This window comes from Flavobacterium bernardetii, assembly GCF_011305415.1.
In the GTDB taxonomy this organism is placed as follows: domain Bacteria; phylum Bacteroidota; class Bacteroidia; order Flavobacteriales; family Flavobacteriaceae; genus Flavobacterium; species Flavobacterium bernardetii.
On the sequence record NZ_JAANOQ010000011.1, the window covers coordinates 1 to 26,539 of the forward strand.

25 protein-coding genes are annotated in these 26,539 nt (G+C 29.5%); 3 read left to right on the plus strand and 22 right to left on the minus strand.

Features of this window, described 5'->3' with window-relative positions:
• Window positions 1–1,722: choice-of-anchor L domain-containing protein (locus G6N05_RS14640; RefSeq protein WP_187003019.1), on the minus strand; the 1,722-nt coding region annotated here is incomplete at its 3' end.
• A 132-nt stretch (window positions 1,723–1,854) separates the two neighbouring features.
• On the opposite strand from G6N05_RS14640, the gene G6N05_RS14645 reads away from it, so the two are divergent.
• Window positions 1,855–2,751: a NifU family protein gene (locus G6N05_RS14645; RefSeq protein ID WP_166131416.1), complete on the plus strand. Its 897-nt coding sequence runs from the start codon at window positions 1,855–1,857 to the stop codon at window positions 2,749–2,751.
• An 87-nt stretch (window positions 2,752–2,838) separates the two neighbouring features.
• Entirely contained in the window at window positions 2,839–3,600 is a 762-nt protein-coding gene (locus G6N05_RS14650; protein WP_166131419.1) for a mechanosensitive ion channel family protein, read from the plus strand.
• 54 nt (window positions 3,601–3,654) lie between these two features.
• Here G6N05_RS14650 and G6N05_RS14655 read toward each other — a convergent pair whose 3' ends face one another.
• The 5 genes from G6N05_RS14655 to G6N05_RS14675 all read right to left on the minus strand — a co-directional run bounded on the left by G6N05_RS14655 (window position 3,655) and on the right by G6N05_RS14675 (window position 8,286).
• Window positions 3,655–3,942, minus strand: coding sequence for a DUF559 domain-containing protein (locus G6N05_RS14655; protein ID WP_317167492.1), 288 nt, complete (start codon window positions 3,940–3,942; stop codon window positions 3,655–3,657).
• 200 nt (window positions 3,943–4,142) lie between these two features.
• A complete protein-coding gene (locus G6N05_RS14660; RefSeq protein WP_166131422.1) occupies window positions 4,143–4,841 on the minus strand; it encodes a hypothetical protein in 699 nt (232 codons plus the stop codon).
• A complete protein-coding gene (tsaB, locus tag G6N05_RS14665; protein ID WP_166131425.1) occupies window positions 4,838–5,506 on the minus strand; it encodes a tRNA (adenosine(37)-N6)-threonylcarbamoyltransferase complex dimerization subunit type 1 TsaB in 669 nt (222 codons plus the stop codon). Before tsaB ends, G6N05_RS14660 begins: the two co-directional genes overlap by 4 nt.
• An 82-nt stretch (window positions 5,507–5,588) precedes the next feature.
• On the minus strand, window positions 5,589–6,914 hold the full coding sequence (locus G6N05_RS14670) for an efflux RND transporter periplasmic adaptor subunit (protein WP_166131427.1): 1,326 nt from the start codon (window positions 6,912–6,914) through the stop codon (window positions 5,589–5,591).
• A gap of 4 nt (window positions 6,915–6,918) precedes the next feature.
• Window positions 6,919–8,286, minus strand: a complete 1,368-nt coding sequence (locus tag G6N05_RS14675; RefSeq protein ID WP_166131431.1) for a TolC family protein — start codon at window positions 8,284–8,286, stop codon at window positions 6,919–6,921.
• Between the two features lie 160 nt (window positions 8,287–8,446).
• On the opposite strand from G6N05_RS14675, the gene G6N05_RS14680 reads away from it, so the two are divergent.
• Window positions 8,447–9,838: a DUF4403 family protein gene (locus G6N05_RS14680; protein ID WP_166131433.1), complete on the plus strand. Its 1,392-nt coding sequence runs from the start codon at window positions 8,447–8,449 to the stop codon at window positions 9,836–9,838.
• Window positions 9,839–9,912: 74 nt separating this feature from the next.
• On the opposite strand, the gene G6N05_RS14685 is transcribed toward G6N05_RS14680, so the two are convergent.
• From G6N05_RS14685 to G6N05_RS14760, 16 genes are all read right to left on the minus strand, one after another.
• Complete coding sequence (locus G6N05_RS14685) at window positions 9,913–10,341, minus strand: hypothetical protein (protein WP_166131436.1); 429 nt, start codon at window positions 10,339–10,341, stop codon at window positions 9,913–9,915.
• Window position 10,342: 1 nt separating this feature from the next.
• Window positions 10,343–10,603, minus strand: a complete 261-nt coding sequence (locus G6N05_RS14690) for a hypothetical protein (protein WP_166131439.1) — start codon at window positions 10,601–10,603, stop codon at window positions 10,343–10,345.
• The gene (locus G6N05_RS14695) at window positions 10,593–11,174 is read right to left on the minus strand and encodes a DUF420 domain-containing protein (protein ID WP_166131442.1); all 582 of its coding nucleotides are present in this window, start codon (window positions 11,172–11,174) and stop codon (window positions 10,593–10,595) included. Before G6N05_RS14695 ends, G6N05_RS14690 begins: the two co-directional genes overlap by 11 nt.
• A 42-nt stretch (window positions 11,175–11,216) precedes the next feature.
• Window positions 11,217–11,846, minus strand: coding sequence for an SCO family protein (locus tag G6N05_RS14700; RefSeq protein WP_166131444.1), 630 nt, complete (start codon window positions 11,844–11,846; stop codon window positions 11,217–11,219).
• 101 nt (window positions 11,847–11,947) lie between these two features.
• The gene (locus G6N05_RS14705; RefSeq protein ID WP_166131447.1) at window positions 11,948–12,640 is read right to left on the minus strand and encodes a hypothetical protein; all 693 of its coding nucleotides are present in this window, start codon (window positions 12,638–12,640) and stop codon (window positions 11,948–11,950) included.
• Window positions 12,641–12,717: 77 nt separating this feature from the next.
• On the minus strand, window positions 12,718–13,068 hold the full coding sequence (locus tag G6N05_RS14710; protein ID WP_166131450.1) for a cytochrome C oxidase subunit IV family protein: 351 nt from the start codon (window positions 13,066–13,068) through the stop codon (window positions 12,718–12,720).
• A 22-nt stretch (window positions 13,069–13,090) separates the two neighbouring features.
• Entirely contained in the window at window positions 13,091–14,071 is a 981-nt protein-coding gene (locus G6N05_RS14715) for a cytochrome c oxidase subunit 3 (protein WP_166131453.1), read from the minus strand.
• 44 nt (window positions 14,072–14,115) lie between these two features.
• A complete protein-coding gene (locus tag G6N05_RS14720; RefSeq protein ID WP_166131458.1) occupies window positions 14,116–14,700 on the minus strand; it encodes a cytochrome c oxidase subunit 3 in 585 nt (194 codons plus the stop codon).
• A gap of 28 nt (window positions 14,701–14,728) precedes the next feature.
• Entirely contained in the window at window positions 14,729–15,622 is an 894-nt protein-coding gene (cyoE, locus tag G6N05_RS14725; protein ID WP_205729771.1) for a heme o synthase, read from the minus strand.
• 166 nt (window positions 15,623–15,788) lie between these two features.
• Window positions 15,789–17,948 (minus strand): prolyl oligopeptidase family serine peptidase, encoded by a 2,160-nt coding sequence (locus tag G6N05_RS14730; RefSeq protein ID WP_166131461.1) that lies wholly within the window; start codon window positions 17,946–17,948, stop codon window positions 15,789–15,791.
• Window positions 17,949–17,955: 7 nt separating this feature from the next.
• The gene (locus G6N05_RS14735; protein ID WP_166131464.1) at window positions 17,956–19,599 is read right to left on the minus strand and encodes a S8 family serine peptidase; all 1,644 of its coding nucleotides are present in this window, start codon (window positions 19,597–19,599) and stop codon (window positions 17,956–17,958) included.
• Window positions 19,592–20,461 (minus strand): thiopeptide-type bacteriocin biosynthesis protein, encoded by an 870-nt coding sequence (locus G6N05_RS14740; protein WP_166131467.1) that lies wholly within the window; start codon window positions 20,459–20,461, stop codon window positions 19,592–19,594. Before G6N05_RS14740 ends, G6N05_RS14735 begins: the two co-directional genes overlap by 8 nt.
• Window positions 20,454–22,673, minus strand: coding sequence for a lantibiotic dehydratase family protein (locus G6N05_RS14745; RefSeq protein ID WP_166131470.1), 2,220 nt, complete (start codon window positions 22,671–22,673; stop codon window positions 20,454–20,456). Before G6N05_RS14745 ends, G6N05_RS14740 begins: the two co-directional genes overlap by 8 nt.
• A 5-nt stretch (window positions 22,674–22,678) precedes the next feature.
• The gene (locus G6N05_RS14750) at window positions 22,679–24,316 is read right to left on the minus strand and encodes a S8 family peptidase (protein WP_166131473.1); all 1,638 of its coding nucleotides are present in this window, start codon (window positions 24,314–24,316) and stop codon (window positions 22,679–22,681) included.
• 70 nt (window positions 24,317–24,386) lie between these two features.
• Window positions 24,387–24,545 (minus strand): hypothetical protein, encoded by a 159-nt coding sequence (locus G6N05_RS14755; RefSeq protein WP_166131476.1) that lies wholly within the window; start codon window positions 24,543–24,545, stop codon window positions 24,387–24,389.
• 122 nt (window positions 24,546–24,667) lie between these two features.
• The gene (locus G6N05_RS14760; protein ID WP_166131479.1) at window positions 24,668–26,359 is read right to left on the minus strand and encodes a helix-turn-helix domain-containing protein; all 1,692 of its coding nucleotides are present in this window, start codon (window positions 26,357–26,359) and stop codon (window positions 24,668–24,670) included.
• Between the last annotated feature and the right edge of the window lie 180 nt (window positions 26,360–26,539).

A 26,539-nucleotide genomic window follows, 5' to 3' on the forward strand; every position in this document is an offset into this window, starting at 1 on the left:
TCCAATTCCTGTAGCTCCTGTTGTTGTATGAGTAATAGCTGTTAAAACTGTATTCACACATAAAGTAGGTGTTGAAGAAGCAGCTGTAACAGTATCTCCAGGCGTAACTATAATAGTCCCAGTAGCATTAGCTGTTCCACATCCTCCAGTTAATGGAATCGTATAATTGAATGTTCCAATTGCGCTTGGAATTCCTGAAATTGTAATAACATTTCCCGACCAAGAAGCTGTAACTCCAGCTGGCAAACCAGTTGCCGCTCCAATTCCTGTTGCTCCTGTAGTAGCATGAGTAACCGTAGGTACTAATGACGCACCCAAACACAAAGAAGGAGTTGTTGATGCAGCTGCTACTGTATTAGCTGAAACATGAACAACATTAAAATTAGCATATTCAGGACAAGCTGCAAATATGTTAATTACTTTAGCTACAATAGGAATAGAAGAACCTAAAGCCAATGGTATAGGAGCAGTAATTGGATTGTTCTCAGCTTGCGCATCGGCCATTGTATAGTAATATTGTACTTCGTGAATAGCAGGATCTTGAGTACCTAAAATAAGATTATCATATACTGTCAAATTTACAGGTGAACTACAAACATATTGGTCTCCAGGTGCTTCATTAATATCAAAACCTGTAAAATATTCTACAACAATACAATCTGTTTGTGAACAACTTCCACCACCAGTAACACTTGCACTCACACAATAAGTTCCTGGTTGACTAACAATAATTGATGGCGCATCAATATTTAAATTAGCACCGTTTAAAGTCCAAACAAAATCAAAATTAGCTGCATTTAATCCTGTATTTAAAGCTCTAGTTTCACCTGGACAAATAGCTTGACCGTTAGAAACTAACATATCTTGAGTATAAGCACCTCCTAAACCAATAGGATAAGTTAAATTAGCAACTCCAACATTAAAACTTCCACCTTCTATAAAAACAGCAGAATCAAAAGCAGTATCATTATAATCTCCAATAACTAATTTTATAGTATAATTATGATTAGGAATAACTGTTGCAGACGCTGTCATCGGAACAGTATACCCCATCATGTTCATTGCAGTATTTGCAGCTGGAAGACTTGGAGAATAAACATCAAAAAAAGCAGGGTTTACAGATGGACACCCACCATTATGAGTATTATTTCTAATATTTGTAACAGAAACTGGTGTACTTGTTCCTGGTATTACAGCTAAATTCTGAGGTGGAGTTCCTGCAGTAATATCAGTTAAAATGAATGCAAATACATCACCAAAAGTACATTGATAAGTACCATATTCATTTGATGCAAAAACGAAATTAAAACTAAAATTATCTGTGAAAGGAGTAAAATTAAATTTGACAAACGAAGCATCATTAATACTACCAGTATTTCCGTTTGCTTGACTTATAGCAAGAAGTTCTGCGTCTCCAGTTCCAGAACAAACACTACTCATATTTGAACCTGTGAAACTTCCAGAAGAATTAATAGCATTTCCACATCTAATAATAACACCATCTTGAAAAGCAAAACCTGAAGATGGGCCACCATAAGAGAAATACCCTACTCCACAATTTCCTTGTGTAAGAAAGTTACTAACTTGAGCACATGGTGAATCAATTAATACGTTCTGAATTAACTGAGGCACAGTGTAAGATGTAGTATTTACATTTATTGATTGTGAAAATAACATTCCACTTAAAAACAATAAAATAACCGATAAAGTAATTTTTTTCATTTTTTTTGTATATATTTAGTAGTTGTTTGATATTGTGTTAACTAATTTAATATTGTGTTAACAAATTTATAATGTTCAAATATATAACTTTACTTAATGTAATGTTTGTATCTTTGCAAAAAAAGTAATAAAATGGGCAAAATTTCTATAAAAATCACAAATAATATATCAATTGTTAAATTTGAACTTGAGGAGTTTATCACTAGAAATCAAAACTTTGAGTTTAAAAATATTGATGAAACTGCTAACTCACCATTAGCGAAACAATTATTCTACCTACCGTTTGTAAAATCAGTATATATTTCGGGAAATTTCATTGCAGTTGAAAAATTTTCAATTGTGGAATGGGAAAATGTTCAAGATGATGTAGCGCAGCAAATTGAAGATTTTATTGAAAAAGGCGGGAAAATTATTTTGGAAGAAACTTCAACAAAGAAAAACCCAATCACAATTTACGCAGAATCTACACCAAATCCTGCAGTTACGAAGTTTGTTGCGAATAAAAAACTAACAAACACAGCCGTGGAATGCAAAAATATTGATGAAACTAAAGCTTCACCATTAGCTAAAGATTTATTTAGTTTTCCATTCGTGAAAGAAGTATTTATCGATGAGAATTACATTTCTATTACGAAATATGACATTGCAGAATGGAACGAAATTACATTAGAATTACGTACATTTTTAAAACAATATTTAGAACAAACCGATGTAGTTGTAGACGAAAGTTTAATCGAAAAAACAGATAACTTCAAAATTAAACAAGAGGAATTTTTTGATAATTTAGATGTAACTTCTCAAGAAATCATCAATATCTTAGAAGAATATGTGAAACCAGCAGTTCAAAGTGACGGTGGGAACATTACATTTAATTCATATGACGAAACTACAAATGTGGTAAAAGTAACTTTACAAGGTGCTTGTAGCGGTTGTCCTTCATCAACATTTACCTTGAAAAACGGTATTGAAAACATGTTACGTGATATGTTAAAAAACAACACTATTATAGTTGAAGCTATGAATGGTTAATAAATTTAAGATAAATTAAATCAATAAAAAATAGTTAAAAAGCGTTCTAATTATAGAGCGCTTTTTTATTTTTGCAAAAAAAATATAATGGAATTTCAAACCTACTTAAATACTATAAAAGATCTAATTTTTGATTATTCTCCTAAAGTAGCAGTTGCCTTACTTATTTTATTTGGCGGATTATGGCTTACGAGTTTTATAACCAAAACGGCCAAAAAATTAATGACCAAAAGAAACGTTGAAATTACGTTAACCAATTTTTTAGGTAATATTATTTTTTGGACCTTAAGAACCATGCTTTTCATCACTGTAATTTCTAAATTAGGTGTAGAAACTTCTTCTTTTGTTGCTATTTTAGGGGCGGCTGGTTTAGCTGTTGGTTTATCTTTACAAGGTTCGTTATCTAATTTTGCGGGAGGAATTCTAATTATTTTATTCAAACCCTTTCGAGTTGGCGATACCATTGAAGTCCAAGGCGAACAAGGAAGTGTTGCCGAAATTTTAATTTTTTCAACCAAAATGATTACTTCAAACAATCAAGTAGTTTATATTCCGAACGGGATGTTATCTAACGGAAAAATAAAAAATCACAGTCAGCTAAGTACAAGACGTGTTGATATTGATATTATTACGAACTATAAGTCTGATGTTACAGATATTAAAAACAAAATTGCAGCAATTATCAATCAACATCCATTGATTTTAAAAGAACCAAAAACAGATGTTTTTATCAATAATTTCACAGAAACATCAATTCATTTTAGCGCAAGAGTTTGGACAGAAAACGCCCATCACATGCAAGTGAAATCAGATATTTTAGAACAATGCAAGGATTTGGTGAGAATTTAGATTTAGGCACATTTTAATTCCCCTCTTCTAGAGGGGTGGCCGTAGTTCGGGGTGTCAAACTTTATATTCTTGAATAATATAATTTTCCAATTCTATCATTATATTTTCTAAATCGTGTAATACTCGAAGTTTTGAAATTCTATAAATTCTGATACCAATAGAAATCATAAACTCATCTCTTTTGGAGTCATAATCTTCTTTTTCATTATGACTTTCGCCATCAATTTCAATTACAAGTCCTAAACTTTTCACATAAAAATCTACAATACAATTGCCAATTACTCTTTGTCTATCAAAATCTAATTGCCAAAATTCTTTGTTTCTTACTTGTTTCCAAAACACGACTTCTGCAAAATTACCAGCTTTCTTAAGGCTTTTGCTCTGTCTTTTAATGCAGAATTATATGGTAGATTAAGAATGTAGTTTGCTTTGAGAGGATTACCTTTTATAGTTAGAGATTCTGTCATATTAGAACTTATTTTTTACACACCACCCTACGGACACCCCTCTAAAAGAGGGGAAGTATTGCGAAGTATTTCAGTTTAATATTTAATAATTTTTTCTAAAAAATTCGAATTCATCTTGGTTTCTTTTTCAATTGGAGTCAACAATAATAAATAAATTGATTTCTCTTTTTTATAGAACGAAACAATAAAAGGAACTTTTTTCTTAAAAAGAAAATTGGAACCACTAGCCTCTACAAAAACATCTGTTGGGTTATTTATATTTTCGTATTGCAACGACATGGTAGTTAAAGGTAAGCTGTAAGATATAAAATTCTTAGTATGAACAATTTTCTTTAATTGCTTTTCATCACCTGATAAAGAAAAAAATATTTTTGAAACTGAAGATAAATTTTCGTTTCTAAACTGAATATCATAATATTTATTTGATTGTAACTGGCAATGAGAAATGATTACATCTTGAGAAGTTGATTCATTATTAAAACTAATTATTTCATCTAATGAAATATCGTTTTTTAAATCAATTTTTGTAAAATAAAAGTTATACTTATTATTGTATTTATACAATTTTAAAGCATTTCGTTTTTTAGATTTTATTACTGTTTCAACTTTTAACTTATTTAAAATTTCCTTTTTCAATATTAAAGAATCGTCTTTGTCAAAATTTTTCTGAGAAATATCAATTTGAGACATTGTATCATTAACATCTCTATTTATGATATAAAATATTAGTAAAAGAACAACTATACTTCCAATTATAAACTTGTACTTTCTCATATCTTCTTCGTCATCAAAACAAAATCTTTCAAATAAAAAGGTTCGAAATAAGCAACATCTTCGAATTCCTTTTTTTGGAATTTTTCAAAAGAAACTAATGCCATTTCTGTAGCCGATGGAAATTCTATTTCTGGGTAATATTGAAATTTTGCAGCTGTTAAAACGTCTTTAAATTTCATAGCGCCGTCACCAATTAAATGCATAGTTTCTGAAATATCTTGATAACTGGTTTCGTCAATAATTTCGGCTTTGGTTTCTCTGATTTTGTTGTAGTTACTATCAAAGAACGCACAAAACACTTCCATTCTACGTGCATCAATCATTGGAACAATAATTCCTTCTGTAATAGTAATTTTTCTGGCTAATAATTCTAACGTGTCAACAGCAATTAACGGAACCGACAACGCATAACACAAACCTTTAGCTGCCGAAACTCCAATTCGCAAACCGGTATAAGAACCCGGACCTTGACTAACTGCAATCGCATCTAAATTTTGTAACTTTAAATTCGTTTCTGCAAAAAGTTCTTCAATAAAAACGTGTAGTTTTTCAGCATGAGAAAAATTTTGAGTTGCGATTTCTCTTATAGCTATAGTTATTCCGTCTTTAGCCAAAGCTATGGAACAATTTTTAGTTGCGGTTTCTATATTGAGAAGTAATGCCATTTTAATACTATTTAAGTGATACAAAGAAACAAAAAAAAGACACAATTTCTTGTGTCTTTTTAAAATCAAAATCTAATTATAACTAACTTTTCTGTTCTTTTGCTTTTTTGTCTTTATCCGATTTGGTTTCTAATCGTACTTTATCATTTGGCATTAATTCTTTTGAAACTAAAGTATAAGGACCTGTAATAATTTCATCACCTTTTTTCAAACCTGATAAAATCTCAATGTTTGTATCATCTTGAATTCCAGTTTTCACGACTCTAATCTTAGCTTTATCGCCAACTTTAACAAAAACACATTCGAATTTGATATCTTTTTTAGGCGCTTTACCTTTTTTCTCCGCTTCTTCTTTTTCAATTTCTGCTACAATATCTTTCTTAGTTGAAGTCGTATCATCTTTGATTACAATAGCACTAATTGGCACCGCTAAAACATTAGTACTTCTTTTTGTTTCAATATCAACTGTAGCCGTCATTCCTGGACGGAAAGGTGAATAACTCACTGGTTTTCCTTCTAATAAATCTTGGTACGATTCTTTAACTAATCTCACTTTAACTTTAAAATTAGTTACTTGATCTGCTGTTAAACCTGTTGTTGCCGAGTTAGAAATACTAGTTACCACTCCATCAAATTTTCTTTTTAAATACGCATCCACTTCAATTTTAGCCGAATCACCAATGCTTACTTTTACAATATCATTTTCATTTACGTCTACTTCAACTTCCATGTTATTTAAGTTGGCAATACGCATCATTTCAGTTCCAGCCATTTGTTGTTGCCCTAAAACTCTTTCACCTAATTCGATATCTAATTTAGAGATTGTTCCATCTGCTGGCGCGAAAATAGTTGTTCTTTTTAAGTTATCGCTAGCTTCTGTTACGTTTGCCGAAGCCGATTTCATTTGATAATATGCCGATTGTTTACTAGCCACAGCTACTTCATAAGCAGAAACAATTCTGTCCCATTCTGAACGAGAAATTACACCTTTATCATATAGTTTTTTATTTCTATCGTAATTCGCTTTTGCTTCTTTAACTTGAGCATCGGCTTGACTTACACCTGCTTTTGAAGTTGACAACGATGCCACAGTTCTATCTACACCAGAAGTATAAATATCTGGATTAATTTTCACTAACAATTGTCCTTTTTTAACTTCTTGACCTTCTTTTACATTTAAAGCAATAACTTCACCTGAAACTTCTGGCATAATTTTAATTTCAATTTCTGGTTGAATTTTACCAGTAGCAGAAACCGTCTCAACAACTGTCATTGTTTGCGCTTTAGAAACTTCAACAACTTTACCGTCATCGTTACTTCCAATTTTTCCAGATTTTTTCAGAACAATTAATAGTGCAATTACTGCAACTACACTTCCTAAAATGATAAATAATTTTTTTCTTGACATGGCTTTATTGTTTTTCTATAAGTGGAATTCCGAAATAAAATTCTAAAATTTTGATTCTAAAAATATAATCGTACTTGGTTCTTAATACTTCTGATTGTGCATTTACGAATGCGGTTTGAGATTGGTTGTAATCGAAAATATTCATCATACCAATTTCGTATCTGTCTTTCGCATATTGCATGGCTAATTCACGAGCTTTTTCAATTTGTAAAGCAGCTTCATAACTTTCTTTAGCTGCTTTTGTATCGGTATAAGCTGTAAAAACATTACGTTCTACCTCTAATTCTTGTTGTGAAACATTTAGTTTTACTTTTTCGTAATTGACTTTATTTCTTTGTACATTGTTTCGAGTTGCAAATCCATTAAAAATTGGAATATTCATTTGAACACCAATATTTTGTCCGAAATTATTTTCGAATTGTTGAAAAAACGGACTCGCTCTATTGTAATCAATTGCTCCAGTAGATTGATTCAAATAAGGAATTTTATTATAACTAATATTTGAATTCAAACCATAATTCACACTAAGTGTAGGTTGAAAAGCACCTTTAGCAATTTGAATATCTTTGTTAGCGATTTCTAAATTGGCTTTGGCCAGTTTTAATTCTGTTCTACTCTCTTTTGCTTTAGCAATAACTGCATCTGGTGTTTCACTTAAAATAGTGGACAACATAGTCGGCATATCTTCATCCGAAACATCAAAATTTTGAAAATCTTGAATTTGAAGCAATTGCGCTAAACTTAATTTTGACAACATTAAAGCATTTTCAGCAACAATTACACGTTGCTTTCCAGAAGCCATAGTTGCTTGAATATCTAATAAATCGCCTTTAGGCACATTTCCAGCTTCTACCAATTGAACGGTTCTGTTATATTGCTTAGTATCCAATAAATTTTGTACAGTTTGCACTTTCAAATTTTCTTTATTGAACAAAATTTGCAAATAGGCATTCGCTACATTTAAGGCAACATCTTCTTGCATTTTTGTCAATTGATATTGAGAAGCAATAATGGATAAATTCGCTTTTCTTAACTGATTCACATTTTGCAACCCTTTATACACATCAAAACCACCGTTTAAACCAAAACTAGAAAACTGATTGGTTTGATTGGTTCTATCGTTGGTAATTGGATTAATACTAAATCCGAAATTCCATCCATGGGAAGCACTTCCGTTTAAACTTGGTAGAAAATTACCAATCGCATCTTTTTTAGAAATGGCGGTGGTTTGTAAATCTAATTCCGATTGCTTTATGGAAATATTATTTTTAATGGCGTGATTGATGCATTCTTTTAAGGTCCATTTTTTTTCTTGGGCAAAAGACGCAACACTCACAAAAAATAATACAAATACTAGTTGTACTGACTTCATTATTATAATTGTTTTCCTATTTGACCAATTTTTGAAAAAAATGTTACACTTTACAATTAAAATTTTACTTTTATGCCTGAAAAACGCTAAATCAGAAGATTTTTTAAAAAACAATATTTTGAATTTCTTGGCGTTGTCATCATAATATATTTATAATAACATGAATTTAAAAATTAAAATTTTGCTTTTCGGAATGGTAACTCTCGGGCTTTTTAGTTGCAGTACTACAAAAAGAATTGATACAATAAAACCAGAGCCAACTGATAATGCACCAATTGTTTATAGCAATAAAACTTCCTTAATTTCCATGCCAATGGAAGTAAGCATGAAAGAGATTGAATTTCATTTGAACAAAAACTTAAAAGGATTAATTTACAACGACTCCATTTTGAGTGACGATAAAACTGAAATGAAAATTTGGAAAACATCGGACATTAAATTGATGGAGAAAAACGGTGAAATAGTTTCTGTTATTCCATTAAAAATATGGGCTAAGATCAAATATGGAACTGAGTTTATGGGTTTAAACGATACGAGAGAAATCAACTTAAACGGAACCATAACTTTAAATAGCAAAGCTAATTTTGCGAATTGGAAATTAAACACGACTTCTAAAATCGAAGATTTCGAATGGAGCGAAAGTCCGAGTATTTTGGTAGCTGGAAAAAATGTTCCGATTACTTATATTATCAATCCGACTTTATCTATTTTTAAAGGAAAAGTAGCTAAGATGATTGATGAAGCGATTAATAAAAGCTGCGATTTTAAAGAACAAGTAATGGATGTTTTAGAAACTATTTCTACTCCATTTATGGCTAATGAAGCATATGAAACATGGTTTAAATTAGTTCCGAATGAAATTTACAGCACGAATGCGGTTTTGAGTCATTCAAAAATTACGATGAATTTAGGCATGAAATGTCAGATGCAAACCTTAATCGGACAAAAACCAAAAAACGGATTTGATAAAACGAAAATTGTTTCGAAAGCGGTAAGTAAAATTCCATCCGATTTTAATGCTTCAGTTGCAGCGGTTTCTACTTATGAAAGTGCAAGCAGAATTATGACGAAAAATTTTTTAGGTCAGGAATTTGGTTCTGGAAAACGAAAAATTACTGTTCAAAAAGTCGATTTATGGTATAAAGATGGCAAAATGATTATTGCGTTAGACATGTTAGGTTCTGTAAACGGTACGATTTATTTAGCGGGAATTCCAAAATACAATTCAGAAACCAAAGAAATTTATTTTGAAGAAATGGATTATGTTTTAAACACCAAAGGCATTTTAACTCGAACTGCTAATTGGTTGTTACAAGGCATGATTTTGAATAAAATTAAAGAAAGTTGTAAATATTCTATCAAACCCAATTTAGACGAAGGCAAGAAAAACATGTTGCCGTATTTAACGAATTACTCACCTATGAAAGGTGTTTTTGTAAATGGAAAATTAAATGATTTCATCTTTGAAAAAATGGAACTAACCGAAAAAGGAATTGTGGCTTTTATTACTTCTACAGGAACAATGAAAATTACGATTGACGGAATGGATTAATCTTATTTAAGATTTTTGATTTACGATTTAAGAATAAAAAAATCCCGACTGGTTTTGAAACGAGTCGGGATTTTTTAATTTATTTCTTTAAAATATTTATTCCAATCTTTTTTATTAATTGAATAGGAATACTGACAGCCTTGTTCATACAATATGACATAATCTAAACTTTCGGTTGTACTTACAGAGAAAGAATCAATTAAATCAGTATCATCATAAAATTTAAAAATAAAATCTTCAGAAGTACAACAATCATATCCATTTCTAGAAGCATTATCGATAAGCGTTTTCAATTCATCGATTTTCGCACTTAGTAAAATATTTTTCTCATCAAACACTCTAAAACTATCTTTATCAAAACCTGTAAAAACTTCTACTTTTAAAGTATTTGAAGTATTAAGTGTATGATTGAAATCCAGATCTTCACTAATAGTCGTTAATTTATCTGAAACACGATCACAACTTAAAAATAAAAACAATCCAAACAAAAGTAAATTCCTCATTCTAATTAAGTTCTTTCTTTTTTTGTTTTAGTCTGTAAACCGCGTAAAAAACACCAGCTACTAAAATGTAAGGTATTGCCATTAAATACACAATTCCATCGTTTACGCCTTCTGCTGCAGCTTTATTTGCTTCGTTTTGTAAGGAAGCTCGACACATAGCGCACTGTCCAATTGAGGCAAAAGGCAAAAGGCAAAAGGCAATAGCAAAAACTACAGCTTTACTTCCAACTTCCTGCTTCCAACTTCTAACTTTATTTAACATAATACGGAGAAATCATTACATAAACCACAACACCAGTAATAGCAACATATAACCAAATTGGAAACGTAATCTTGGCAATTTTTTTATGCCTGTCAAAACGTTGTGCTAAAGCTCTCACATAAGTAATTAAAACTAATGGAATGATAATTACTGAAAGGGCAATATGGGTTAAAAGAATAATCAAATAAATAGCTCTTGAACTTCCTACAGCTAATTTTTCAGATTCCTCTAAAATAGAATTATGATTTACATCTCCATAAACTGCAGAAATTGAGGTCATGTGATACGCCACATACATTAACAGAAACGCAATAGAACATGCAATTGCAGTTTTCATTAAGTTTTCATGTAGTTTTCTTTTTCCGTTTTTAATTGCTAAAACTGCTGTAATTAATAAAACTGCTGTAATACCATTAATAGTAGCATAAATTGGAGGTAAAAAATTTAACGGTTCTACATCGTATCCTAATTTTCTTAAGTTAACTCCAAACAATGCTGCTACTGCAAGTGGAATAATGATGGATACGGCTGTAATTAGTTTGTTGTATTTTGTTTCTATGTTGTTTTCCATAATGTGTTTATTTTTAGGCACGCAGATTAAACTGATTTAAATTTACTCTTCTAATAATAATTTGATGTCTTCTTTGATTGCGTCGATTCCAGTTTGTTCTAAACCATCGTAGTATAAAATTGGATTACCGAATTTATCTTTTCTACATCTGATATTTCCTTCTTTATCGATTAAAGCGAATAATCCAGAATGTTCAAAACCGCCTTGGACTTTTTCATTTTTTCCAGCAAAAATATTAAATCCTTTGTTAGCTAAATTCATAATATAGTCGTAATCGCCTGTTAGAAAATGCCAATTAGAATGTTTTGCACCTAGTTTTTTAGCGTGTTCATTTAAGGAAGCAACTGTATCGTTTTCTGGATCAATAGTTATAGAAGCAATTCCGAAATTCAAATCGCCATAAAACGTTTCTTGCAATTGCAACATGTTTTGATTCATTTTCGGACAAATAGTTGGACAAGACGCGAAGAAAAACTCTACTACATACACTTTTCCTTCATATGATTTGTTAGATATTTTTTTACCATTTTGGTCGGTCAATTCAAACGTAGGCACTTTTTTGTCTAAGTTCACTAAACCATTATCCTTAAATTTTTCGGTTAATTCTTTCACTGTCCAAATTCCGAACAATAAAATGATAAATGATATTCCGATGTATGAGTTTTTTTTCATGATTATGTTTTTAAACGAAACACTTCGACTCCGCTCAGTGTGACATTACTAGAATTAAACAACTTAATATACTTGATTCTTTTTACTTTTTACTTGGCTCTTTAGTTCTTCTTAACTTCTTGTTCAATTTTATCTCTAAATTCGTCTTTACGTTTGTTCTTTTTCAAGGCTAAACGGTATTCGCGAAGTAGAATTTTTACGTCGTCAGACATTTCGTTATGCAATTCTGCAGCTGAAATGGTATTGTAACATTCCCTGTATTCTACTTTTCCTTTAATTTTTTGACCTTTTCTTCCTCGAACACATTTTTCTTTATCGATAATATACACGAAAGAAGTTCCTGATTTATCGTTTAATGTATTTTTAAAATGGAAAGAATTAAAATAGGTTTCGATATCTTCTGGTTTTCCGAAAAGAAAATGCCAGTTTTTTAAGTCGTTAGACAATCTTCGAAACTCTAACATAATGGCTTTAATTTTTTCTTGATTCCCATCTGGCAAAATCATCACCATTTGGAAGTCTTTAAAACCGCCGTATTTATTGTAAATTTTCTGATTTAAGTTGAATAAATTCGCTTTTACTTCTTCAATATCACTTCCAGGAAAACCTAAAACCGTAATGTTTTTATCTAAAGTAATATTCTCCTTGTTTAAAGAAACAAATTGACTTGGAATATCAGAATGGTTTTTTGAAATAATCGGAAGAAAAAGGGAATTGTGTGAGGCTGTTGCGAAAAACATATAAGCCACTATAGGCAAGATGAATAGAACAGATAATACTAAATATTTTTTCATTACTGGTAGCTAAATTTTGAAAAACAAAGGTAAAAAAAAATCCCGACGTTAGTCGGGATTGATTTATATATATTTTGTTAAAAAATCCATTTGTAATGAGAATTTTTAAATACTTCAAAAATATAATCTGCTTCTACTAATACGATGAAGCATAAGTATAAAATTAAGAATACTAATGGAGCTACGATAGACCAACGTAAACTTTTCTTTTCACCTTCTAAGTGCATAAAAGCCCACATAATGTAGTATGCTTTAACAACTGTTAAGATAATGAATATCCAGTTTAAGTAACTCATACTTAATAAAGTTTCCCTAAACAATGCATCTGGTTTAGTAATACCTAAATAAACCTCAACTGTTGTTATGATAGATAAGATTCCGAAAACTGTCCAGATTCTTTTCATGTTAGATTCATGTGCGTGTGCCATAATATTTTCTTTTTACTAAAAATTAAACTAAATAGAAGAATGTAAATACAAACACCCATACTAAATCGACAAAGTGCCAATATAAACCAACTTTCTCAACCATTTCATAACTTTTTCTTCTTTCGTAAGTACCTAATAATACATTGAAGAAAACTAAGATATTAAGCATTACTCCTGAGAATACGTGAAATCCGTGGAATCCAGTAATAAAGAAGAAGAAATCTGCAAATAGTTTATGTCCGTATTCGTTTCTTATTAAATCTGCACCTTGAACCACAATTATACCGTCATTCAATTTTTTTACAGACTCTTCACGAGAAAGAACTGTTTTTTCTTTGTCAACGATGAACTCTGTTCTAACTAAAACTTCAGGATGAGCTGCAAAACCAGCTTTTACTTCTTCAATTGAATAAGCAGGAATAGAAGATTCTTCCATGAACCAAACTCCTTTTTCTCTAGTTAATTGCTCTCTTTCTTCTGGTAAAGTTGCAGCAAACTCTTCTAATTTTACTCTTGCATATCCGTTCTTTTGAGTTTTATCAACTTTTACGAATTGTAGAATAGAACCTCCAGTAGTTTCAACAGCTCCGTACTCACCTTTAATGAAGTTTTTCCATTCCCAAGCTTGTGAGCCTAAGAACATAAAACCACCAACAATAGTAAGCAGCATGTAGACAGCAACTTTTGTTTTTTGTAATTTGTGCCCAGCATCAACGGCAATTACCATTGTTACTGAAGAAAAGATAAGGATAAAAGTCATCAATGCCACATAGTACATTGGTGCGTTTACACCGTGTAAGAATGGAAAGTGAGTAAATACCTCATCGGCGATTGGCCAAGTTTCGATAAATTTAAATCTAGAAAATCCGTAAGCAGCGATAAAACCTGAAAAGGTTAAAGCATCTGATACGATGAAAAACCACATCATCATTTTACCATAAGTGGCTCCCATTGGTCCTGGACCTCCGTCTAAAGCGTGTTCATTATTAACCGTAGCGCTCATAAAATAGTTATTGTTAAAAAGTTCCCAAATTTATTGATTTTTTTCTATTTGAAAAAATAGAAAAATAAAAACAAGTAAACCCAAATAAAATCCATAAAGTGCCAATACATGCCACTTAGTTCAATACCAAGGCATTGCGACGAATTGTATTTTTGTTTATAATGATTATAAATTACATAAATTAACGAAATCATACCTCCAAACAGGTGAGCAACGTGTACAAACACGAAAGCATACAAAAAAGAGACCGTAACTTTGCTTGAAGAACCGAAAGGAACTAACCCTTGATTGAACAATAAATCGAACCCTTTGAACTGAAGATAGACAAACGTTAAACCTAATCCTAGAGTGATTAATAAATACACCGTAGTTAAAGACTGGTTATTTGCTTTTATTGCTTTTTTTGCCAAATAGAAAGTAATACTACTTACTATTAAAACAATTGTACTGTATGTGAAAGTATCTGGAATGGCTAACTCTTTTAACCAATCTGGGCGTTGTTTACTTACTACGAACGCACTTGTTAATCCTGCAAAAATCATAATAATACTAATCATACCGAAGTATAACAACATTTTGTATGTTTTTGCTTTTTTATCGTAAGCCTCTTGTATTGAAATGCTTTCCATTATTTAATTTTATTTATATTCTATGTGTTTATACAAATTTATCGATGACATAAACAATCTGCAGCAAAGTTATGTAAGTTACGCTAACTAACATCAATCTTTTAGCAGTTTTTGCATCCATGTTCTTATATAGTTGAATCGCGTGATACATCATCCAACAACCTAATACAAATACGATGACTGCTCCTACTACAGATAATTGTAATCTTCCCGTAAAACCAAAAGCTGGCAGAACCGACGCTATAATTAACCAAAAGGTGTATAATATCGTTTGAATAGCTGTTTTCTTATCGCGTTTACCTGTTGGCAACATAAAGAAACCTGCTTTTTCATAATCTTCAAATAAGAACCAACCGATTGCCCAAAAGTGAGGAAACTGCCAGAAAAACTGAATTAAAAATAAGGTTCCTGCTTCAATACCAAAACTTCCTGTTGCAGCTACCCATCCTAACATAAAAGGGATCGCTCCTGGAAAAGCTCCAACAAAAACTGATAATGGTGTTAATGTTTTTAATGGCGTGTACAAACTTACATACATAAATATGGAAATCGCACCGAACATAGCTGTTTTTGGATTGATGAAATATAAAACGACTAAACCTATAAAAGTTAAAACAAACCCTAAAGTTAAGGCTTTGTTGACTGACATTCTACCTGATGGTACGGGACGGTTTTTAGTTCTGTCCATTTTCGCATCTAAATCTTTTTCAATAACCTGATTGAAAATATTTGACGCGCCTACCATACAATATCCGCCAATGGCTAATAATAAAAGGGCAGTAAGGCTGAAAGGATATTTATCTGAAAACCCCAATAAATAACCAACAATAGAAGAAAAAACCACACTTATGGCTAAGCCTGCTTTGGTGATTTCTTTAAAATCTAAAAAGATTGATTTTAGGGTTATGGTATTTGTTTCCAAAAGTGAATTTTTAATCGAGGGCAAAGATAGTAAGAAGATTTTGGTTTATGCAATACTTCTCTAGCAAATTCTTATAATGAAAGACAGAATAGACCTGACAGGTTTTAAAAACCTGTCAGGTCTATACAAGAACATAAACAAATATATGATTACATTGAGGTTATCATTAATTTTTCAATTTATAGTTTTTATCACCTAATTGCCAATAGAAAAATGCAAATTCATCTGCCAAACTACCATGGAAATTATCAATAGAATCATTACCTGAATGACCGCCATTAAAATCTACTGATAAGAAAATAGGGTTTTTTCCAAAATTATATGCTTTTAGTTTTGCCGCAAATTTAGCAGGAATCCAAGCAATTACTCGTGAATCATTTATTCCTGTTGTAACTAAGGTAGCCGGATAATCAACTCCCATTTGAATATGATGATACGAATCCATTTCATACAAAGCGTTAAATTCATTTTCTATTTTTACACTACCAAACTCTTTAACGTTATTTTGCCCGTTTGGCGTATGTTCAAATCTTAATGGATTTAAAATTCCGACATCAATAATGGCCGCTTTAAATAAATCTGGCCTTTCAGTAATGGCTCTACCTATTAGAATCCCACCCGCACTACCTCCAGTAATGCCAATAAATTTTGGTAAAGTGTATTTCTTTTCAATTAAATACTCCGCACTAGAAATAAAATCTTTCCAAGTATTCGGTTTTGTCTCTTTAAAACCTCCTTTGTGCCAAATGTCTCCTTTTTCTCCACCACCACGAACATGGGTATAAACTAGAATTCCTCCATCTTCAACCCACAATAATGAGTAAGGCGAGAAAAAGGGCTTATATGAACTCCCATAACTACCATAACCAGTCATGTAAACTCTATTTTTACTATTCTTTTTTAACCCTTTTTTATATATTATTGTAAGCGGCAAATCTAATCCATCATGAGTTTTTATCTCGATTTCCTCAACTACAATTTCATCAGTGTTTACAAGACTTATATCTTTATTTAGATCTGCTTCTTTAAAAATGTTTTCACCAAAAACATACTTAAATCTTTTCTTTTTCTTTGTCCAACCCGAACAATAAACGATTAGTTCATTAGAATTCTCATCGATATTTGATATCATTATTTTACCAGAAAGAAATGGTAAAGTTATTTCGTTAACTTTATTATTATAAAAGTAAAGCTTTGCAGAAATTCCATTTTTCAATGTAGTAAAGTAAAAACCTTCTTTTACCTTAACGATTGAATTAATTATTTCATCTTTAATACTCTCAAAAACAATGTCTGGTTTGTTGAAGTTCGCATTACTTAATAAGGTTTTACAAATTATACTTTGACCATTAATCTCTGTTATATAAATAAAATTGTCTTTATCAATTACAAACTCTTTAATGTTATTCTCTTTACTGTAAAGTTTTTTCCAAATCAACTTCCCTTCTTTAACATCATTTGCTTTGGAATAATAGGTGTCCGAATATGGCGTAGCTCCTGCAGTAATACCAAAAATTAAGTTATTACTTTTATTTATATAGCTAATGATAGGGAAATCTTCGCTTTTAATATCACATTCAGGGTTATTTGATCTCGAGAAAACATCTTTATGCTCTAAACTATTATCTCCAATTTTGTAAATTACTGACTGTGTATTTTTAATAAATTCGGGATGTTTATTATCGATATTTGGGATGTGTATATAAATAAAACTTAAGTTATCTTTCAGCCAAAATATCCCTCCTAATTCTGCGGCCCAATTATTAGTAATGACATCTGGTAATACTTTCTTATTAATAACATCATAAATTACTATTTCTGAAACTTCTTTTCCACCTTCGGTAAGCGCAATAGCTACTTTACTCCCGTCGGTGCTAGGATTAAAATAACTTATTACATGTTCTTTGTTTTCATTTTGTTTAAAACTGGATGGCTCAAACAACAAGACTTCTTCACTCTCTAAATTTTTTCTAAAAAACAATTTGGTAGTTTTCTCTTTTACAGATTCCTTTAAATAAAAAACCCCTACGTTTTCAATTTCTTTGTAGCCGAAGTAAACAAAATCGAGCTTATCATCTATTTTCAACAATCTATTAAAAAAATCATTTCTACCGGAAATTGAACTTAAAGTAGCCTTTGTTAAATTCGTTTCCGCTTTTAACCAATTAAGTACTGTAGAATCTTTTAAATTTTCAATATTTCTGTATTCATCAACAATTTCTTTTCCGAAATAAACTTCTTTTACTGATTGTGATGGTGCTTTTATAGCGTTTTGCCCATACATAATTGAGCTAAATAACAAAACCACACTTATTTTTATTTTCATAATTACATTATTTACTGATTTTTTCCGCTAAAATCATAGCGTTATAAATATTCAAAACACTCCCGGATTTAGATAATTCAGAAAATTTTACTTTTTTATTTTCAGCTCCAGGGATAAAAACTTCAATTTCGTATTTAATTCCAGATTGTAAAATAATATCTTTTACTTGTTTAGCTGTTAAATTTGGATAACAAGATCTTAGCAATGCGGCTGAACCAGAAGTTAATGCTGCTGAAAAAGAAGTTCCGTCATCCATAGCATATTTACGCAATGGATCTAAACACCAAATATCTGTTGCAGGGGCCACGATATCAACATTTTTTTTACCATAATTAGAATATTTATAAACTAATTTTTCATTCACTTCATGATTAACACCGCCTACGATTAATAAATTACCAATGTATTCATTTTCATCTTCAACATTATAATAATCATTTGGATAAGAAAATACTTTATCTAAATTTTCACTACCATTTCCAGCAGAAACAATCACTAAAACATCCTTTTCTTTAGCATAAACTAACGATTTTTGCATCCATTCTGGATATATAGGAGAAGATTTACCAAAACTCATATTTATTACTTTTGCGCCATTATTAACAGCGTATTCGATAGCAAGCGCTATATCTTTATCTCTATTATTACCCGATGCTGAGGAGACAACTAAAGGCATTACTTTAATATGATTTCCAAATCCTTTTATTCCAATTTCATTTTCATTATTAGCTACTATCATGCCCGACATCATAGTACTATGCCAAGTTTTATTTGAATATTTAGAAATTTGATTATTACCATAATCTTTATCAGTAATATCCGTTTCTTTATCTTTTATAATATCATTTTCATTAAATATTGGATTTAAAGACGTAGGTAGTTCACCTTTTGTTTTTTCTTCAAATAAATCAATCCAAGCTTTATTGTTGTTTGTTTTTAAAAAATCTCTAACAAAATACATATCATAATATAAATTATCATCCGCATCAAACTCTCTAAGTTTAAACAAACTATCGACTTGTACTAATGAATATTTATCACTTTTAAATATTTCATTCATTCTTTTAAATGAGGAAACATAAGCTTCTTGATAATATTTGGAATCTTCTAATTTTGAATTATATTTTTTTTTAATTTTCATTAAAGAAGTTTTAATATCAATAAATTCTAAAGAATCTAATTTATTGCCTTTAAAATTTGTAGTGTCAATATTTTTATTTAGTAAATTCCTTAATCTTCTTGTTGCGTCATAATTTAATCTAAATGTACTTTGCCCCTCTTTATTTCCTAAAAAGTTCCAGCCATTCACATCATCAACATAACCATTTTTATCGTCATCAATATTATTATTCGGAATTTCTTTATTATTAATCCAAATTTGATTTTTCAAATCTTCGTGTTTAACATCAATATAGCTATCAATAACTGCAACAATTATGGGTTTAAAATGTTTTTTTATAAACTTTTTACTTTGTAATTTATTCAAACTAATACCTGGAACGCTATCTTCTTGAATATCTAAATTTTGCCAATTTTTTAATTCATTAATTTTTAATTTTTTAATTTCCTGTAAATACGTAACAGGTTTTAAAGAATTGGATTTACAGCTTGATAAAGCTAAGAGAAAAAGTATTATTTTAAATTTACTCATAGTGTAGTTGTTTTGCTTTTCTATAAAAACACGTTTTATAATACCGGAACAAATGATCATAAATTAAGGTTTCATATTCTCTTTGTCTAGAGGTGAATTGTCTGTTTATCATCATATGAATATGACTAGAAAGAAAGGAGTTCAAATTGATTTCTAAATTTGATTTAATTGATTTTACAACTGTTTTTATGTTTTTAGACTTTGCTTCAACTATTTCATACAATGGAGATAATTCATGATTTGAAACAAAATTCATGCAATTTGAAATTTCTTTTTCTAATTCTCTATAGTGTTTATCTAACTCACTTTTTAAAACTTTTGTAGCGTTAAATTCTTGTTTAAAAGCTAATTGCATATCGTCTAGCAACCTAAGTCTATCTGAAGTTGATAAAGAAAATGTATTTAAAAAACTATCTATGGAAAGCAAACTAAAAAGCAATTGAGTTTCCTCATTTTCGAAATTTTTTTTCAAAACTAAATAGTCTATTATCATTTTGCTATCAAAATAAAATAGTGTTTCAGAATCTTCCATAGTGTTTAATCCATAGCGTTCGATTTCTCTTAAATAGGTATCGCTTTGAAGTTTCCAAATGAAGTTTTTTTGTAATACATCTTCAAAAACAGGATTCAGTTCTTTTATCACATGAAAAACATTTTCGGTTTTAGTCACTTGAAATCGAATTCTTATATGGCTATCCGAATCGTTATATCTTATAAAAAACCATTTTTTAATATAATTTTCTGACTCAAGCAATTCTATTTTCTCTTTTAAATATTCTAACAGAATAACATCGGCAATTTTATAACCTGAATAAATTTTAAAATACACCCATTCACTTCCTAAGCTAAAGACTCTATTCATTTTTATTTACTTTATAGAACGAAACTACAAACTGGTTTGCGAAAGAATTTGAATCTACATCTTTCACTACTGAATTATCTTCAAATAAAAACTCTTCCAAAATAATTTTCGAATTAGGTTTAATAGTTTTGAGAAACAAAATAATTCCGATTTCCAAATTCAAATCTAACAACAAGGTATTGTCGCCATTCACTAAATTGACATATTGAGGGATTTTCCTAACTTGTTTCCATGATTTAAAATCATTTATCATTTGATTAGTAAAAATTAATTTAACAAATTCTTCAAGCTCATTATAATTAACAATCCATTTTGCTTTAGATAAGATAACACCAGAATAGATTACTCTTGGGAAATAGTTATGATGATTTTTTAGAATCCCCCAATTGAAACTTGGAATTGGTTGCACAGACTGTCCTTGTAAATCGCACAAAAAATGATATATCGGCAAAGAATTATAAGAATAATTATGCGCGTTAGACAAACAAGGAATGATTTCTTTATTTAGAGATTTCGATTTTAAAACCACTTTATTATTCTTTATTGACACATACAAATCTTCTATTGTAATTTGATTTGCAGAAGGCAAAATACTATTCGCTAAATACGGAATTTCGTAGTCTCTCAAGCAAGGCCTTCTTAATACGTTACCTGTTCTGGATTGTGGAATATGAACGATTTCCGCTAAGATTTTATTTGGATTTAATTCCGCTTCTTTTTTAATAATCTCATTGGCCAAATTATGAATAGCTTCATCTCCATTACAAAATCTACCGATTAACTTTGCGGCGCTATAATTTCCAGACGATTCTATTGAAATTACTTCTTCCTTATTTTTGGATAAAATTTCAACCATTACAGAAAATGTATTGGGTATGTTTTGATTTACATTCTCAATAAAATCAAAATCTTTATCATCTAATAAAATAACATCTTGAGAATTACGAATGGCATCTTTTAGTTTTTTCTCTAAAATGTAATCAAGCTTTATCCATTCTTCTGTTGTTGAATTTGACTTACTCTTATTTTCAAAAGAGAAATTATCTAAAACAGTGTGTGTATCATTCATTTTAGTATTTTGAAGATACCCAATTCCTAATTCTGAATCTAAAACAACTGAAAGTGGCATTTCTCTAGTTTCATATCTTTTTTGAAAAGCCTTCTTAAAATCAATTAAGTTACCGTTTTCTTTATTTTTTCGAATCTTACTTAAAAACTGAAGTGCTTTATTGATTTTAAAACTCACTTTTTTATCTAAGGTAGCACAAATCGTTTTTTTATATAAATCTGTTTGCAACAAGTACTTTTCTTCAAACTTACTATCAAATTTTTCGACTAACTTTCTTAAACTTTCAAATTGGTGCTTAGAATCAACAAGATTAACTTTTCCTTCTAAAAGCAAATCCATTTCACTTAAAACGTTACATTCTAAACTAAAATCAGTAATAGTTTCAAGGATTTTGACAATCCTTTTAATATCAAAATTACCTGTAATTGTAGCATCAAGTTCACTAACTAAAATTTGGTTATTAATTAATCCCAAAACAAATTCACTAGCTTCTTCAAATTCAGATGCATCAGCAATAATTAATTCAATCAACTCATTAAATTTCAAACCCTTTTTAGAATTTTCAATAAGAATATCTAAGACAGGATTTACCCTGAAAGAAGACAAAGTGTGTTCTCTTTTCTTATTTACATATTGATATTCGATGTATCTATAAAAATCAGCAACCTTATATAATGATGAGTTTGGATAATAAACAAGATGAGATTGAACAAATGGGTTTTTAGAAATGTCTTGTAATAAACCAATCCAATAATGCATGTCAAATTGCGTAAACACTTTATGCTTGTCAATATTATCAATTTGAATTGAAGTTTCGCTAGCAAAAATCCCAGTACTACAACCTGCAAAATTTCCGAAAGGAGTAGCTCTGGAAGAAAGCCTTGCCATATATTTTAACAAGGCTAATTCTAAATTTATTTTTTTATTGGGAAGTATTTGTTTTGGATTACTTAGTAATTTATCTATTTCAGCAATAAGTTCAGGAGAAGCGATTTTAATCGCCTCTTTAATAAGGTTGTTATCTAAAACCTCAACCAACTTATTACAAGAATAATCAGTAAGAAGTTGTGTGTAAAAATTTATTGGAAACAAAGGTGTTCTTAAAATAAAAGTATCAAAACAACTTATGGAATTCGCTTTCATTATTCTTATTGCTTACTTACTTTTTTGGCTAACATCATAGCGTTATATGTATTCAAAATTTTACCCGTTTTACATAAATCTGAAAACGGAACCATTTCATCTTTTGTTCCAGGTTTAACAACCATTTTATCAATTGATATACCAGATTCTAAAATTATATTTTTCACTTGATGAACTGTAAGTTTTGGATAATACAACCAAATTAAAGCTGCAGTTCCAGAGACCATTGGGCCGGCTAGTGAAGTCCCAGAATCATAGCCGTATTCATTATTTGGTTTTGCAACATAAATTTCTTCACCAGGAGCAAAAATGTCAACATTTTCTTTTCCATAATTAGAAAAAGGAGAAACCATAGTACTATCTGCTCTTTTTGAAATCGAACCTACATTAATGAAATTACCTACTAATTCATTATCTTTATTTCTTACATAATCAATATCGCTTGGATAGTACGAATTTTTATCAACATTAAAATTATTATTCCCCGAACTATGCACTAATAACACATTATGCTTTTCTGCATATCTAAATGCATCAGTAACCCATTCTTGATTTAAAGTGAACTCTTTCCCAAAAGACATATTAATCACTTTAGCGCCATTATCTACTGCATAATAAATCGCCATAGCAATATCTTTATCATGCTCATCACCAGAAACAGAAATACATAATGGCATTATTCTTATTTTATTATGAAAACCATTTACTCCTATATTATTTCTTTGTCCGCCTATTACTGATGAAACTTCAGTACAATGAGTTAGTTGATATATGTTGTTATTCAATTTATTATTACCATATCCTTTTTCCAGAACATAGCTATTGTCATCAATAAATTTTCTATCATCATAATCAATGTTTAAATTTCTATTTACTATGGAGTCTAATTGATTTTTTGATTCAAATAATTGTTCTTTTTCTTTAAGCCCCATTTGAATAGCTATCATCATAGAATTAATTAAAGCACCTAAGTCACTATCATTAGTATCTCTCCTCTGTTTAAATGTCTTTTCATTTATTTTATTTTTTTTGTACAAACTATCTAATTGCTCATAAGTATAGTCTTCTTTTGGGAAAAAATACTTTAAAGTATCTATAGTTTTTGGTCGAATTCGAAAAGCATATTCAATTGATTTTAGCCAATTCTTGTGATAAACTAACTCCTCCTTTTGTTTATTATCTATAAGAGAATATTCATTTAAAAAAAGCAAAGTATCTGAAGGGATTTTAATGTTTAATTTTAGATACTCCTTTTTCAACCTAACAATTCTCGAATATTCAAAATTCCTGTATCTAGTAAAATTGTTTGACTTATGACCTGTAAAATTCCATCCGTTTACATCGTCAATATATCCATTCTCATCTTCATCAATTTTGTTGCCTAGAATTTCTTTTTTATTTACCCAAATTTGATCTTTTAAATCCTCATGATTTATATCGATTTGAGAATCTAAAACAGCGACAATTATTTCATTTTGTTTATGTTTTTTTTTATTTTCTAAATGCCATTTCTCTAATAATGTAATGTTTGAATTATTAACGAAATCACTTTGAAACAATATTGTCTTATTTTCTTTATTATTAGAAAAATTAGATTTACATGATGTTAAAATAATGCAAACCACAAAAGTCAATAATCTCATATACTTATTTAATTTAGTCTCATCCAACATCATTAATGAGGTAATAGATGAGTATATTTTACAAATTTCGTTAACACCAACCTGAACTAAGTTGTTTTATTTTGTCAGTAATGAAATCATCATTTGTAGTATTTATCGGTTGATTATCCTCACCACCAGTTATCTTTTTTAAATTTTTTAATTTGGCTACTTCAAATTTTTCGAACGTGAATTTTCTTTCTTTTTTCATTATATTTTAGTTTTAAAATTAAGTTGCAAACCTAATTTTTGCCTTTGAATTAATAAAATTATACTTGTCGAAATTCAAGAATTTCGGTATTTAAAAATCATAAAAACCTAATTACCAATAGACTAAATGCCATTTAATTCTTTAACAAAAAATGATGGTTTAATCTCTGTTCGTTTATAAAAAGCATTTGAAAAGGATTCAGCTGTATTAAAACCAGCTTCTTCTGCCAATGCAGCAATTGTATATTTTCTAAGGTTTTTATTTTGCTTTAATTCTTCAATAATATTATCAACTCTTAAATCATTAATATAATTAATAAACGATTTATTTTTATATTCATTTATAACCAATGATAGGTATTTTGTATTAGTAGCAAACTCATTTGACAAATACTGAATACTAATGTTTGGGTTTTTATACAATTTGTTTTTCTCGAAATTTAACAATTTATCATTTATGTCTTTAATCAAACTATTGGAAAGGTTAATGTCTTTTTTTTGAGTTTGAGTCATAACAACATTATTAAGAATCTCAGGTTTTGAAGTCTGATTGATAATTTTTTCGAAATTTAATTTATATATTTTCTTCTGTTTACTTTGATATATACTAATTGACACTAAACATAAAGCAAAACCAATTAAAAAAATGATTAACCAAAAATATTTTTTCTCGTCAGTTTTTAAAGACTTAATTAATGATTCTTTATCTTTTACAAGATTTGGTAAATCATAATCGTTTTTAAGTTTTACAGATAATTCTTTGTATTCCTTTTGAAATTGATTTTGAATTTCGAGGTAAGTCGTTAAATATTTTAATCGATTTTCTTTATCTCCGTTTTCATTATAATAATCTATTAAAAATTTATAACCATCCGAAAACTCTGGAGAAATGACTAAATTTAACCTATATAAAGAATCAACTTTTACATAATTTTCAACTGCTTTAATTTTAACACCTAATCCTTGATAAGCCTTTGCCCTATAATAATATGCCGCAAGTGTATTATTATAGTCTTTATTTTTAATTATATAAGGTAAAGCTTTTGTTACACTGTCTAAAGTTGCTTTAAAATTATTTACTAATACTTGATTAGCTCCTTCATTTAATATAAAAATATTATGTAAATATTCATTTTTAGATCTTTTAGTTTCAGAATACCCCAATCTATTATAGTAACTTGCACTATCTGTTTTTTTTATTGATTTGTAAGTGTCCGCTAAAGCAAAGATTGACGCTTCATAATCAAAAGTTAAATCTGGATTGTTTTTTTGACTTTTATAAAAAGCATAGCATTCCCAAAATAAAGGAAGTGACTCTTTAACTTCACCCATTTTCTCAGATTTTAAAATACCAATAGCAAATTTTGCTTTATAATAATAATTTATATTCTTAGAAAAAGCTAATTTTTCTACCTTTAAATAATTGTTAATTGCATCGTTGTATCTATACTTTTTTGATAAAAAATACCCTTTTTCTAAATATGCAACAAAAGGAAAATTTTTCTCACCTGAGGGTAGGACTACATTATTAATTATACTATCAAAATAAACAATTTTCCTGTTATCATCGTATAGCAATGAGTAATAGTAATAACCTCTTGCAATCTTAGGAGTATTGTTTTCTTTTTTAGCTTTACCCAAAAATGCTTTTACATATTTTTTTTGGATTTCAATTTTTCCTTCATTCTTAAAAAAAGCATCTTTCAATTCATCATAAGATAATGAGCTTAGTGGTTTTTTAAAATTTTGTGCTTGTAAATTGAAAGTGAAGAAGATAACACTTAAAAGGCATAGATATAAACGTCTTTTCATCATAAAAATATTATTAAAAAATCAAAAGTAATGTTTTTCTTACGATTTAACCAAATTATTTTTACCCATAAAACGATCTTAAAATAAAAAACTTAAGATTAAGTTGTATGAAATTTTGGAATTTCGACACGGAATTCGGGAATACAGATACAGATAATTTGCTTTCTATATTACAAAACACAT